Origin of the sequence: Sphingobacterium sp. CZ-2, from assembly GCF_004526235.1 — a bacterium.
Taxonomy (GTDB): Bacteria; Bacteroidota; Bacteroidia; order Sphingobacteriales; family Sphingobacteriaceae; genus Sphingobacterium; species Sphingobacterium tenebrionis.
In genome coordinates this window covers 2825758-2839875 of record NZ_CP038159.1, presented here as the reverse complement: position 1 = coordinate 2839875, position 14118 = coordinate 2825758, and the positions used below count along the sequence as shown (strand labels likewise).

Annotated in this window: 9 protein-coding genes; 4 read left to right on the top strand and 5 right to left on the bottom strand. The window is 41.0% G+C overall.

The window, feature by feature from the left end:
* Positions 1-205 precede the first annotated feature (205 nt).
* On the bottom strand, positions 206-1378 hold the full coding sequence (locus E3D81_RS12490; protein WP_134777613.1) for a metallophosphoesterase: 1173 nt from the start codon (positions 1376-1378) through the stop codon (positions 206-208).
* Positions 1379-1552: 174 nt separating this feature from the next.
* Between E3D81_RS12490 and E3D81_RS12485 the strand changes: the two genes are divergently transcribed.
* The 4 genes from E3D81_RS12485 to E3D81_RS12470 all read left to right on the top strand — a co-directional run bounded on the left by E3D81_RS12485 (position 1553) and on the right by E3D81_RS12470 (position 8141).
* Positions 1553-2365, top strand: coding sequence for a hypothetical protein (locus E3D81_RS12485; RefSeq protein WP_167554288.1), 813 nt, complete (start codon positions 1553-1555; stop codon positions 2363-2365).
* A 9-nt stretch (positions 2366-2374) separates the two neighbouring features.
* Positions 2375-2887, top strand: coding sequence for an STM3941 family protein (locus E3D81_RS12480; protein WP_134777611.1), 513 nt, complete (start codon positions 2375-2377; stop codon positions 2885-2887).
* Between the two features lie 238 nt (positions 2888-3125).
* On the top strand, positions 3126-6329 hold the full coding sequence (locus tag E3D81_RS12475; protein WP_134777610.1) for a SusC/RagA family TonB-linked outer membrane protein: 3204 nt from the start codon (positions 3126-3128) through the stop codon (positions 6327-6329).
* Positions 6330-6341: 12 nt separating this feature from the next.
* A complete protein-coding gene (locus tag E3D81_RS12470) occupies positions 6342-8141 on the top strand; it encodes a RagB/SusD family nutrient uptake outer membrane protein (protein ID WP_134777609.1) in 1800 nt (599 codons plus the stop codon).
* 75 nt (positions 8142-8216) lie between these two features.
* Here E3D81_RS12470 and E3D81_RS12465 read toward each other — a convergent pair whose 3' ends face one another.
* From E3D81_RS12465 to E3D81_RS12450, 4 genes are all read right to left on the bottom strand, one after another.
* Complete coding sequence (locus E3D81_RS12465; protein ID WP_134777608.1) at positions 8217-10520, bottom strand: GH92 family glycosyl hydrolase; 2304 nt, start codon at positions 10518-10520, stop codon at positions 8217-8219.
* A gap of 11 nt (positions 10521-10531) precedes the next feature.
* Positions 10532-11257, bottom strand: coding sequence for a basic secretory protein-like protein (locus E3D81_RS12460; RefSeq protein WP_134777607.1), 726 nt, complete (start codon positions 11255-11257; stop codon positions 10532-10534).
* A 158-nt stretch (positions 11258-11415) separates the two neighbouring features.
* Positions 11416-13197, bottom strand: coding sequence for a DUF4091 domain-containing protein (locus E3D81_RS12455; RefSeq protein ID WP_134777606.1), 1782 nt, complete (start codon positions 13195-13197; stop codon positions 11416-11418).
* Between the two features lie 85 nt (positions 13198-13282).
* Positions 13283-14086 carry a sulfite exporter TauE/SafE family protein gene (locus E3D81_RS12450; protein ID WP_209023064.1) on the bottom strand — a complete coding sequence of 268 codons (804 nt, stop codon included), beginning with the start codon at positions 14084-14086 and terminating at the stop codon, positions 13283-13285.
* Between the last annotated feature and the right edge of the window lie 32 nt (positions 14087-14118).

Genomic DNA, 14118 nt, shown 5'->3' with positions numbered 1-14118 from the left:
AGTTGGTAGCTAAATGCGTTTTCTTGGTTCTTTGCCTCCACTGTGTAAGTATTATGCAAGTACTATGTAATTGAGTTGTAAGTGCCTTTATACACTTACAACTCACTTACATGTCACTTACACCTCACTTCGACCAAGAACCTAATTGGACAAAAAAAGGCTGTATCATGTTTTTGATACAGCCTCCTGTGTGTTCTTTATCCAATCAATTCAAGGGATTGATCTTTAATTCTTCGATAAATTTTCCGTTCTGATCGTAAACACGGAATCTACCGTCCTTCTCGTCCATTTGCGCCTTGATCACATGCACATTTGAATTGATCAAAATAGGAAAATTAGCGTATTGATCTGGTTTTTGAATCCGATGGGTATGCAGGTGGCCACTCAGCATGATCTGAGCGCCTGCTTTATTTAATATAGGCAGGAATTTATCCCTTAAATCTTCCATGCCATGCCACCCTCCTGTTGCAGGCATGTGGCAAATGATTATTTTATACTTGGCATTTTTGAATGATGGATTTTCAACCGCCTTGGCCAACCACTTGGCTTGTTCCGTCCGATAAGCATCCATATCCACTATTCCGCTGTATTCGATATCGCTGTCCGGTTTATCTTCCCCACAGTCCAATACGATAAAAGCTGCTGGCCCTTGGTTGAACTGATAATATAATTCGCCCGAATTCGTAGGGAAATATTTAGGATATGCTACGGCAAAAGGACCCCTTGTTTCATGGTTTCCACGGGAATAATACATGGGCTTTTCACTGGCAAACAAGCGGATAGCGGTGTCCATAAATCCGCCAAACATCTGTTCTTCACTCAACATGTTATCTAGCATATCTCCATTGAAAACCACAAAGTCCGTTTGCTTTAAATCGACCTGATTGATCAGGTTTTTCAACAGCTCATTTTTACCATGAATATCATTGATCACAGCAAAAGAAACTGAAGGTTTTGGGCTTGGCGTAGAAAATGTCAAGGGCTTCTGCCGATAAACATTGGTAGCCACTACATCACCATACTGCACTTTGGTACCTTCGTGTTTCAAAACCTCCTGGTTATACACCCTATACCGATAGGTAGTACCTGGGGTCAGGGCTTTGAGGTTTACTTGGTGAACCGATCCAACATGTTTGAAACCATATTTACCGGCAAAAAATTTTGGTCTCTCCTGCTGATAAAAATGCGAACCATCATTGGGAGCAAGCTCCACCCATCCGATGGCATCCTTATTACTGGTCCAGATAATGGATACCGTAGAATCCGTGAGTGCTTGGATGTACGGCATATGGCTGATCTTTATCTTCTCTTGGGCGAAACTGGAATTCCCCAGTAGGATCAGAAAAACAAAACATAGGAAATGGAGATTAAACTTCATTTTTTTAGGGTTTAGGATAAATGTTTTTAAAACATAAGCAATTTAAGAAGACTAATAGGATTTTCATAGCCAAATTATATAATTCAACAAGGCAGAAAGAGGAGAAGGACAATATTTTTAAATGGCAAACGCTATCTTAGAAGTGGAAAAATAAAGTCTTTGAATCAAGAAATTATGAAAAACCCTATGATCCTCCTTATTTTTTTAAGCTTGTTTGGTTGTGATGCTGCTTCACAGGACGAAGTGAATACAAAGGCCATTTTGCAAAAACTTGGTGTTTTGGAACAATTCCAACAAGCGGTCAAGGACATCAATCCTACTGCACTTAAGGAAAAATACAAGAGCATAAACCAACAGGATTTACAGGCTTACGAGGAAAAATTCTTCAAGCCCTCAATGGATAGTTTATTGATCAATAAATTTGAATCGATCTTTTCCGAAAAGGAAATCAGCAAAATGCAGCATCAGACTTCAGAGGAAATCATGTCCAAACATTCCAAAAAATATGAATTATTCGAGTATGAATTGGAAATCATGTATGATGAACGATATCTGGATGCCCAACGATTAATATCCGGAGTTAAGGAAATTGGAAAGCCTGATCAGGCAAATCCATTTGCCTTTTTCACCATAGAAAAACCAAATGGCGTTTATCATGTTGAAATATATGATAGCCAGATGCCACAGAACAGCAAATTCAATCCTGAGCCTTTGCTACCGGCTCATCACCTATCGCAAGTCGAATTTGTTGAAGTGGCGCCCTATTCCTTTGGTATATCCTTTCAATTGGCCGATGGAGACATCAAAAAGATCGACCAGTTAAAATCGGAGGATCCCAAGACCGTTTTGGCATTGATCGTAGATCAGCATCTGGTGAGTATAAGACAAATCGATCTTATCCAGGCAGGAAAGGCCTACCATTGGTATTCTCCTTGGCCAGAAAAAAACATAAAAGAATTTGCATTTGCATTGAAGAACGATTTATAAATAAAAACTATGGATACAATAGAAATAAAATACGGAAAAGGGGGGCAGAACAAAATGGCAAATATGTTCCTACTGTTAGGGGTTCTCGGAATTGCCATGGTGATCTTCATCTGGTTCATTGAAACCAGGGTGTGGCTCGTTGGTCGTGTGGTATCTATATTTGTCAGTTTGTTGGGTATTGGGGGTTGGTTAAAATTAAAGTTGGCACCCAAGAATCCCGATGAAACAGCTATTCGCATTTCCACCGAAGGGATCGAGGCACAGACCACACCGATTGCAAAAGCAGCCGGATTTATCCATTCAGAAGATATTGCGGATATCTTCTTGAACAAAAATTATATGGAGATTTTAGTGAGTGATCCCGACAAATATGCCGCAAGAATGAAGAATTTCTTTGTCAGGGATACATTTGTTAAAGCAAAAAATGGAATAATCCCAATTTCCATTGCAGAGGTCGATGTGACAGAAGAAGAAATGAGATCCTACATCATCAAAATTGTACCAAAATTTAAAAATAATTAAAAAACAAATTATATCCTCTAAATATTAATTTTTAAAAATTAACTATTTTTAATCCACAAGCTCATGTTATAAACACATTTTATTCTTTATATGAAATAATTATAACATAATAATGCAATCGTTTCCGTTGATTTCGTTTGATTAAACAATTCTTATCGTCTACATTGGATGCAAATTATAGCACTAAAGCAAATTCTAAATTTTCATCCAAAAAAATAATTGTAATCAAACACCAACAATGAACAATTTACGATTCAGAAAACCAATTAGACCAAATAGGCTAAATTGGAAAATTGTTCTGTTTTCCTCAAGTTTATTCCTTTATTCCAATTTTGCAGAAGCTAACAGCTTTGACGGAATAAATGCAATTCCCACCGCTAAAGTAGGATTACAGCAAACAGTTAATGGAACTGTATTAGGCAACGACGGCCAACCCTTGGCAGGCGTAACAGTAACTGTCAAAGGTACAACAACCAGAAGCAGCACGGATGCTGACGGAAAATTCAGCATCGCGGTACCTTCCACTTCCAGTACCCTTGTATTCAGTTATGTAGGCTATCAGACCAAAGAGGTGCTGGCAAGTGCCGCATCCTCGGTAAACATGACTTCCTCCGATGAAGTTTTGGATGAAGTGGTGATTGTGGGCTTTGGTACCCAGAAAAAGAAAGACCTTACAGGGGCTATCACGCAAGTAAATGCCGATCAGATCAATAACCGACCGGTAGCCAATTTAGGTCAAGCTTTAAAAGGATTGATCCCTAACTTAAATGCTACTACAAGTAATGGTTCACCAAATACCAGCACGAATTTAAATGTTCGTGGTACGACTTCCTTAAGTTATAATACAACTTCAAAACAATACCAGGCCTCTAATGGTTCGCCATTGATCTTAGTAGACGGAATCCAAATGGATTTCAATAATATCAATCCCGAAGATGTGGAATCTGTAACCACGTTGAAGGATGCCTCTGCAAGTGCTATCTACGGTTCTAGAGCCGCATTCGGGGTGGTATTGATCACTACCAAATCCGGAAAAGCAGGAAGATCAAATGTAGACTATTCCAATTCTTTCCAATGGAGCAAAGCTACCGCTATTCCTGATGTGATGAATGCCTACGATCTTCAAGATGCCTATATCAAAGGATTTGCTCTTCAAAACGGACAAACTGCAGGTGCTGCAGAATTGGAAAAATTGGAGAAAATCAAGGAATACATGGCTAACCCGACAACGACCAGCCCATATTACCTTGATGCTAAAGGATCGCCTGTTTGGGTCGCTAATATCAACCCCTACCACGAGGCATTAGCACCTTCTTCTCCGATGCAGAAACACATCTTATCCATCTCCGGAGGAAATGATAAAGTAACGTATTATACCTCTATGGGTTATCAAAATCAAGATGGTATCTATAGATTGAACACCGACAAATTAAATCGTTATAATGTTATTGCGAATGTCGGGGTGAAAGTGAATGAGTGGTTTAAAATTGATACCAGAAACAATTATTCTTACAAACGTTATACAGAGCCCGTTTACCCTTCTGGTAAAGGTGGTTGGTGGACTGCATTAGCGCAGGAACCTGGACGAAATGTCAATATGCCGCTTTTCACACCAGATGATTTCCCAGGTGGAAGATTCTACACGGATAATATCCTTTCATTTATGGACTACGGTTCTAGAACAACGGATAACGATGAAAACATGCTTATTCTGGTTAATCCGACCATCACCCCACTTCCGGGCTGGAACATCCGTGGAGACCTGTCTTATAAAACAGTAAATACCCAATACAAAAGAATCATTCCAATCCTCAATCGTATTGAACCAGGAGGTTTGAAGCCTGTAAACTCACACACCAATCCTTCCAGTATATATGATTTTAGAAGTAGATCTAATCAATATACCATCAATTTATACACAGATTATACTAAATCCTTCGAATCTGGGCACAATATCTCTGGATTATTAGGTTATAATCAGGAATGGTATAATTATAATTCCATATCAATCGATAAAAAAGATATCACAGACGGAATTGATTATGCAAATGGCGCTACAGGTAGAGAGACCGTAGGAGATGATTTTGCGGATTGGGCAGTGAGAGGTATATTTTATCGCTTAAGCTATGATTATCAAGGAAAATACCTAATCCAATCTAACGGTCGTTACGATGGATCTTCCCGTTTCCCTAAAGATAGACGTTTTCATTTCTTCCCTTCCGTTTCAGCAGGCTGGGTAGTATCGCAAGAAAATTTTGCACAAGATTGGAATAATGTCATTTCCTTCCTAAAAGTAAGAGGATCATACGGAAGCATTGGTAATCAGGAAGTAAACTACTACGACTATATACCTCTCTTAGGACAATTTTCAAACTTGCCGTTTGAATTGGATGGAATACGTCCAAGCTATATCAATGCACCAGGCTTGATAGATGCCAATTTCACATGGGAAACTGCAACGACCTTAAATATTGGTGCAGATTTGACCCTTTTCAAAAACCTGGAGATCAATTTTGATTGGTTCAAAAGAAACACAACCGATATCTTAACAGATGGAGCTAGCTACCCAGCAGTTTTAGGTGCAAAAGCACCAGTAAGTAATACAGGCGAACTTCAATCAAAAGGTTGGGAATTTATCGCTAAATATAAGAATGAAACCAACTTTGGCCTAGGCTATGACGTTGCTCTAACCTTAGGAGATTATCAATCCAAAGTCATCACTTATCTTGGAAATGCGAACAACTTATTAAGTCTGTTATATTCTGGAGGTATGATCGGTGATATTTGGGGATATGAGACCTATGGTTTATTCCAAAACGCAGAAGAGATTGCAGCAGTCAATCCAGCGGTGAGCCAAAAGAACTTGGGCACCTTATGGTATCCTGGAGATGTTAGGTACGTGGATTTGGATGGCGACGGAACCATTACGACCGGGAATAACACCTTAGAAGACCATGGTGACAGAAAAATTATTGGTAACAGTACCCCGAGGTATTCCTATGGATTGAATGCAAACCTAAGGTACAAAGGATTTGATTTCAATGTATTCTTACAAGGGGTAGGAAAAAGAGATGTTTGGATAGATAATCTTTTGTACTGGGGAGTAACTGGGACAGGAACTTATGATGTGTACAACGATTCTTGGACACCTGAAAACACAGGAGCTAAATTCCCAGGTTATTATTCTGCTGGAAAAAACAGACAAGTTCAAACCCGATATTTGGAAAATGGTGCCTATTTGAGATTGAAAAACCTTTCGCTAGGTTATACCCTTCCAACAGCTTATGCAGAAGCTATTAAATTCAAAAGAATCAAATTGAATGTTTCTGCCTTTAACTTGTTAGAATTCAAAAAAGTGCCTAAAACATTTGACCCTGAATTATTGAGCATGGATTATCCAGTCATGAAATCCTATGCATTTGGTATTCAGGCAACTTTTTAATCTTGAATCTATATGAAAACCAATAAAATATTATTTACCGGTATACTGTCCATGTCCTTATTGGCAGGATGTAATGACGATTTTTTAGATCGCTATCCGGAATCAAAACGTTCAGAAGCAAATTTCTGGCAATCAAAAAGCGATTTTGAACTATATGCAAACACATTGTATCCTAAATATTTGGCAGGATTTGGAACCGATTTTCAAGCCAATAATGTGGATCCAAAAGGCATCAATGAAGCCCAATTGGTCTATGGTGACCTGGTTACCGACAATGCGATTACTACGAATTACGGAAAAGTAACAAATAACGACTATATCGCCTACCTAACTGGTAAATCTGGCTCAGGAGGTTGGAATTGGGAGAACCTACGTCAAATCAATTACTTTTTGAACAATTACAAAAAAACTAGTGTTCCAGAATCGGATTACGCCATTTACTTAGGCGAGATCAATTTCTTTAAAGCATTGGAGTATTTTGAAAAAGTAAAACTATTTGGTGATGTGCCTTGGTTGACCAAAGACCTACAGACCAACTCTGAAGAGTTATACGCAAAAAGAAACCCAAGAGCGGAAGTGATGGATAGCGTATTGATGGTTTTGGATAAAGCCATTGAATTATTACCAGCCAACGCCAACAACTCTGGACGTATCAACAAGGATATGGCTTACTTCCTAAAATCCAGAATCGGGCTATACGAAGGCACCTTTAGAAAATACCATGGCGGACAAAACGCAGAGAAATATCTTCAATTGTCTATCGCTGCATCAGAAATCTTGATGAACAGCAATAAATACGCTATTGTTACAGGTGATAAAGACAATGTATACAATGGCCTATTTGCAAAGGAATCTTACGCTGGAAATAAGGAGATTGTGTATTGGCGAGGATATAATGCATCGCTTACTTTAGGTTCAGCATTCAGCCGTTATTTCACACAAAACAACCGAAACGGGGGTAGCAGTGCAACACGTAGTTTGGTGGATGATTACCTGTGTATAGATGGTCAATCCATTTCGACCAGCCCATTGTATAAAGGCAAAAACACCTTGGCTTTAGAATTTGAAAACAGAGATCCCCGTTTAAGTCAATCCATTGCCTTACCAGGAAAATATACTTTAAAACCGGGTATCGGCATGACAGGTACGACAGCAAATCCATTACCGGGTATCCGAGGAACCAATACGGCCATCGGAAATCTAGCCGTTACAGGTTACCGTTGGGCAAAATGGTTCTACGATAGTCCTACAGATTGGGCAAGAACCCAAAATGGACTTCAGGCCGCTCCAGTAATGCGTTATGCCGAAATCTTATTGAACTATGCGGAAGCAAAAGCCGAATTAGGGCAGATTACACAAGATGTATTGGATAAAACCATTAATGTGATCAAAGCGCGTGTAGCGATGCCTGCATTGAAGATTGGTGAAGAGCCAAGCGATCCACGCTTGGACCAAATCTATACCACCTACGTTGGCTATTCCGTATCTCCTACTTTACGAGAGATCAGAAGAGAGCGTAGGATTGAGATGGCATTTGAAAACACCCGCTGGGATGATTTGATCCGTTGGAAAGCATTAAAATTACTTTCTATGCCAGTTGAAGGGATGAAATTCAATCAGAGTGAATATCCTTCTGTTAAAGTTGGTTCTGATGTGATCCTTAGCAGTGAAGGATTGATCTTGCCTTATGCGCAAACCTTGCCAAATGGAAGAACTTTCAACGAAAGAATGTACTTCTTCCCTATCCCTATCGAGGATTTGGTATTAAATAAAAACCTGGAACAGAATCCAGGTTGGGAAAAAGCTAAATAAAAATATTCGGGTAAAATATTTTTGTTAAGTAAGTAGGAAGCCGTACCGTGTAAAAACGATACGGCTTCTTTGCATTTATTTTTTAGGTTTAGATCCCATTAAAAAGCTGAGCTCTCCTCCTTTTATGATATCCTCATGGTTGATCATGAAATCCTTAATCTCTGTTTCATTCCACAAGACTTTCTGAACATACACATTCTTCTCCGACTGGTTCTTGGCCAGGACTTTCAACACTTTCCCATCTGGTAATTTTACTTCAGCCGATTTCACCAATGGACTACCGATCCAGTAAGCTGTTGAACCTGGAGATACCGGATAAAAACCTAAGGAAGTAAACAGATACCAAGCACTCATCTGTCCACAATCGTCATTTCCACCCAATCCTGCAGCTCCATTGTGGTATTGGTTACGGATAATCTGCCTTACACGTTCTTGCGTTTTCCAAGGGCTTTTGGTGATATTATACAGGTAGGCTACATGGTGCGAAGGTTCATTTCCATGCACGTAATTTCCGATGATGCCTTCTCGAGTGATGTCCTCGGTATGCTCAAAGTACTTATCTGGAAGGTGCATAGTGAACAGGGAATCCAGATAGGTTTCAAAACGTTTCTGTCCGCCCATAACCTCCATCATTTCCTTTGGCTGATGGGGCACATACAGCGAATAATTCCAGGTATTCCCTTCGATGAAGCCTTGTCCATGGGTCTCCAGCACATCGAATTTCTCCCTGAAATTCCCCTTACTATCCTTTGGACGCATAAATCCAATCCGCTTATCATAAAGGTTCTTCCAATTTTCTGCTCGTTTAGAAAATTCGGCTTCAATATCCGCTTTTCCTAATTTCTTCGCCAACTGCGCGATACACCAATCATCATAGGCATATTCCAGGGTATTGGAAACCGAGGTACCATTTACATCATCTGGAACATAGCCCAGATCCATATATTCACCGATTCCTTCATACCTTCTGGTCTTTGCAGTCTGTACGCAAGCAGCCAATGCAGCTTCTGCATCGCCTTGGTAAACACCTTTCATGATGGCATCCACGATCACAGAAACCGAATGATAGCCACTCATACACCAGTTATCATTGGCATAATGGGACCAGATCGGAAGCATCTTCAGCACCGATTGATCATAATGTGCCATCATCGATGAAACGATGTCTGCATTCCTTTTTGGATCCACTAAATTCAACCAGGGATGGAAAGCCCTAAAAGTATCCCACAACGAGAAAGAAGTGTAGTTTACAAATCCTTCTGCTTTATGGATTTCTTGATCCAACCCTTTGTACTCGCCATTGCTGTCCATATAAACCGTAGGCATCAGGTTAGCATGGTAAACCGAGGTATAAAAATTGATCAGATCTTCCTTATTCAACATATCCACCTTGAATTTTCCCAATTCCGCTTCCCAGGTCTGCTTTCCTTTCGTTACTACTTGGTCAAAGTTCCAGTTTGGGGTTTCCAATTCCATATTGGCCAATGCATTCTTCATGCTTACGGGGCTCAGAGCCACTTTCATCATAATCTGCTCGCCTGCTTCGGTATCAAAATCCAAATGCATTTTGATGTTATGGGCAGCTAGATCCGGGAAGTTATCCTGTTGATTGAATTTACGCCAAAAGCCTTTATACTGCACGTTGCTATCAAAATATTTGGCTCCGTAGTTCTTAAAAGCCTTCGAAGTTTTTATCGCGAAATAAACGGTCCTCGTTCTTGCCCAACCATTGGTTTGGCGAAAACCAGTGATGGTTGAATCGTTCAATACCCGAACGACTGTCCACACGTTTTTCCCATCGTAATTGTAGATTCCGGAAGTAAGATCCAATACCAGATGGGATTGCTTATTGGAAGGGAAAGTATAACGATGCATACCAACCCTGGTACTAGTGGTCAACTCGGCCAGAATATTATGTTTATCCAAACGTACTTTATAATAGTTGGTTTCCGCCACTTCATTGTCGTGGCTGTATGGCGAGCGATATCCATCCTGAGGTCTATCGGCCGTACCAGGGTTGAGCAAGACCTTACCTTGGCTCGGCATCACCAGGATATCCCCCAGATCCGAATGACCTGTCCCACTGAAATGGGTATGGCTAAAGCCAACGATTGTAGGGTCATCGTACTGATAACCTGCACAATAACGGTAGACATCTCCCGTATATTTGCCGTCGACGGCGTAAGGAATGGTATCGGTATCCGGGCTCAATTGAACCGCCCCAAAGGGCACCGTGGCGCCGGGAAAAGTATGCCCCATCTTCGCTGTCCCGATCAAAGGCTTCACATATTGACCTAAATTCCCTTCCTGGGCGGAAGAAAAAGCAGGTAGCATCAGCACGGCAAATAGAAATCTTGAAATTCTTCTGTGTATGTTCATAATAAATTGCTTTATATAGCAGGATTAGCGGCGTATGCCTCCCATAATTGATCAATGGTCTTACCTGTCTGTTTTACCCAAAAATCTGGAGTATAACTTTTCGAGCGCATTGCCAAATCAAGGTTTTTCATCGTATTCTTTTTTACTTTAGTTTCGATCCAATTAAAAAAACGCGCCGTGATTCGGTAGGAATCAGTGTATTTGTGCTTTGGGTTGAATTCCGGCAATCGCCAATTCCCTTCCTCGTTAGCAACACCATATTTAAAGCGTACATAGTCGGCAATCCCTTCGGTAATCCACCATGGCCCTGCATTATTTGGATAAGCCTGTACAATATGCATCACTTCATGGGTTACGACGTCGATATCCTTCGGATTCTTGGCGAACCAACCTGGGCTATAGCGAACAATCCCTCCCGCCGTAGCCGCCACCCCTTTGTAGTCCGGATCAATAATAAAAGTAACTTCTTTGCGTGTATTCTTGTTAAATGTCTTAGCCAATTTAGGGTAATTGGTGAAATAGGTGTCAATCAATTGTTTTTTCAAGGCTGGATCAAAATTCTTTTCCTTATTGATCCAAATTAAGGTAAATCCCTTTTTCTTCAGGGTATCCACCTCAACTGCCACTGCACGATCTTCATCGGTACGATGCCAGTTCTGTGCCTTCAATGGCAAACTGGATACTCCACAAAGTAATCCCAAGATCAAAATCTTGCTAAATGTTGTCGTTATTTTCATATTGTTTTTAGGTGTTGATTAGGGTTTATATCGTAAGAAAAGCTCGTTTTAAAGCTACTAAAACGTTAATTGTATTCTCAAATATATTAAAATTATCCTAAAAACAAAATAGGGAAAGACCCCTGGCCTTTCCCTATTTATTTACGTTCTATTGGTAATTAAAGCTTTCTCGACAGCTCGTTCAGCAATGATTTGGCTTTATTCAGGTCGGAATTCCATCCCTCAAATCGCTTTGGATTATTCAGTTTGGCGATAGCATTTGCCAAGGCTTCCATGGCTTCATGATCGCCGTTCTTTTGTAAGGCTTGTTGAAGCAGCAAAACTTTTTCATAATCCTGGATCCCTTCCAGCATCCGCTCAAAACGGATCGAACTTCGGCCTTTCGGGTAGATGATATAGGTATCTCCAGCCGGCCAGGTCCGGAACCTGGAATCCTGCAAAGGGTTTTCGACCCAAGAATTATAGGCCCATCTTAAGAGGCCATCAAACCCAGAGGCCAATGCATACCAGCCCAGATAGGTGGATTCTGCCGGATCTGAAAAGGTGAATTGATTCGGAAAAGCATCCGAACAACAGATGTAAAAAGTGGAATTCAATCCTCTGTTCCTCCGGTCTATCAGGTCCTCCAACGAATAAGGATGCCCTACCGCAATACTGATATCCTCGCTATCCGGGTATCGTTGATAGGTTTTCTGGTTATCGGCATAGGAAATCCCCAATTCTGGAGCAACCCTTTTCATCAGGCTAAAGGCTGCATCCATTTGCGCACGCTCGCGTTCATCGATCGCAATATTGGTTCGCTCCAACCAACCCTTACCTTGAAGATGTTTCACAAAATCTTTTAAGAAAGGTGTCCATAATTCCTCGAATATAGGCGTTCCAGGCTTAGCAACTACATTGACTAATTTTCCGGAAGATTGGTCCTGATAGTGGATCTCATTGTTCCAAGGGATAATGGAATAGCAATTGATCATCTTATTCACGCCCATATCCATCATAAACTGCACCCAACGATCAAAAATCTGATAATCATAGGCCCAAGAGCCATCCTTTTGTTTTGTCCACAGGATCATATCCTCATAAGGATCATAGGTCTGCACATTCCAAGGATCCTTATTCAGGGTTGCCGTAATCACCTTTTGTCCCGCTTCGGCCAAGGGCTTATAAATAGGTTTCATGGCTTCAAAATGTTCATCGCTCCACACCTTAAGCCCTTCTACCCTAGCCACTGCAGAAGGATGTTGCCATTGGTCTAGGTGGAAGGTCCAATCCGCCACCTTGGGCATCTGTACATTCAAGACCTCCAGGGATAGGCTTAATTGCTGGGTTTTCTGATTAGCTGAAGAAACGCTTACCCTTGCTTCATATTTCCCTGGCTTGGCGTTGGTCGGAATATTCACTGTAATCCAAACAGGCCTTACTGTTTTTGCATCCAGATCCATTTTGCTGAGGTTATCCAGCATATCAGGCGAAAGGGAGGAGGCGAAGTCTTCCGGTTTCCGATGGCCACATCCTGAAGCAAATTCATCCGTCATCACATAACGTATGAATCTTGCCGATAACTGGTTGGAGGGTATCCTGGAATTGTTCTGGCCCTTAAAATCCGACACCTCTACTTTTAAATCCTTTTGGGATTGGGCAGACCAGATCAGAACCTGTGCCGACACACGCTCGCCTTTCCATCCGATAAGCGTTTGATCTTTATCTACGGAAATTTGAGGAGCTACCGATTTGGGATAACGCTTATCTATACTCACAAAAGAAGAATGCAATCCAGATTTGACGGCTGACCAATCGGAACGAACATCCGAAGTCGGATCAGGCAATTCCTGGAAAGTGGCAGGTACAACAGGTCGCTGCTGTGCTATAGCAGGCTGTAACTGGCAGCTCAAAACAGCTATGGAAAACAGGGTAATCCATTTATTTCTAGCTTGAAACATAAGATTAGGTTTTAGATGTACATCAAGATACAGATTTCTTTTCTGAATCGCTTCATGCAAACGATTGTCTATTTTTGACTCGATGTTAGGCCAACAAGGTTTCCCTGACCAAGATGTAGGCTCCGATCAGCAGGATCATGTAGCCGAAGCTGATCTTTAATGATTTATTGGATACCTTATCGGCAAAGGCAAAGCCTATGAAAATTCCCAAAACAGTACCTGCGGTATAAAATCCCAATAATTTCCAATCAAATTCCGCAAATTTCTCGATATCCCCTAAGACACCGAAGAAGGAATTGATGGTGATGATGATCAGGGAGGTGGCTACCGCCTTCCGCATAGGTAAAAAGTAAAAATTCACCAAGGCAGGGATGATCAAGAATCCCCCTCCTGCTCCAACCAATCCGGTGATAAGCCCCACAAATGCCCCTTGTAAAATAATGATTTCCAAAGGGACAACATGTGCTACTTTAGGAGTCTCGATTCCTTTTTGGGCTGTCCGGATCATACTGATCGAAGAAGCCAACATCACGAAGGAAAACACGATCATTAAAGCTACATTCTGTTGAATGGCATATGGACCAATATGGATAACCTCTGGAACCAAGGGAAGGATAAAGGATCGGGTAAGGAAGACAACAATGAGTGAAGGCAGACCAAAACTGAAAACCTTTTTGATATCGGCTTCTTTTTTTATGATCCCCCTTGTCCCACCAATAAAAGAAGTGATGCCTATGGCAAATAAGGAATAGGTAGTCGCTAATACCGGGTCTACCCCCATGATATATACCAGGATCGGTACGGTAAGGATGGTACCACCACTTCCGATCATCCCTAGGGTGATCCCTACGATGATAGCCAAAATACATCCTACAATTAACATCCCCATGGGCAACCTGTTCTATGCGAAATATTTCGTGA

Coding starts and splice junctions, on each gene's coding strand:
- E3D81_RS12455 (WP_134777606.1), bottom strand. CDS start 13,197: ATGTTTCAAGCTAGAAATAAATGGATTACCCTGTTTTCCATAGCTGTT.
- E3D81_RS12480 (WP_134777611.1), top strand. CDS start 2,375: ATGGATACAATAGAAATAAAATACGGAAAAGGGGGGCAGAACAAAATG.
- E3D81_RS12465 (WP_134777608.1), bottom strand. CDS start 10,520: ATGAACATACACAGAAGAATTTCAAGATTTCTATTTGCCGTGCTGATG.
- E3D81_RS12470 (WP_134777609.1), top strand. CDS start 6,342: ATGAAAACCAATAAAATATTATTTACCGGTATACTGTCCATGTCCTTA.
- E3D81_RS12475 (WP_134777610.1), top strand. CDS start 3,126: ATGAACAATTTACGATTCAGAAAACCAATTAGACCAAATAGGCTAAAT.
- E3D81_RS12490 (WP_134777613.1), bottom strand. CDS start 1,378: ATGAAGTTTAATCTCCATTTCCTATGTTTTGTTTTTCTGATCCTACTG.
- E3D81_RS12485 (WP_167554288.1), top strand. CDS start 1,553: ATGAAAAACCCTATGATCCTCCTTATTTTTTTAAGCTTGTTTGGTTGT.
- E3D81_RS12460 (WP_134777607.1), bottom strand. CDS start 11,257: ATGAAAATAACGACAACATTTAGCAAGATTTTGATCTTGGGATTACTT.
- E3D81_RS12450 (WP_209023064.1), bottom strand. CDS start 14,086: ATGGGGATGTTAATTGTAGGATGTATTTTGGCTATCATCGTAGGGATC.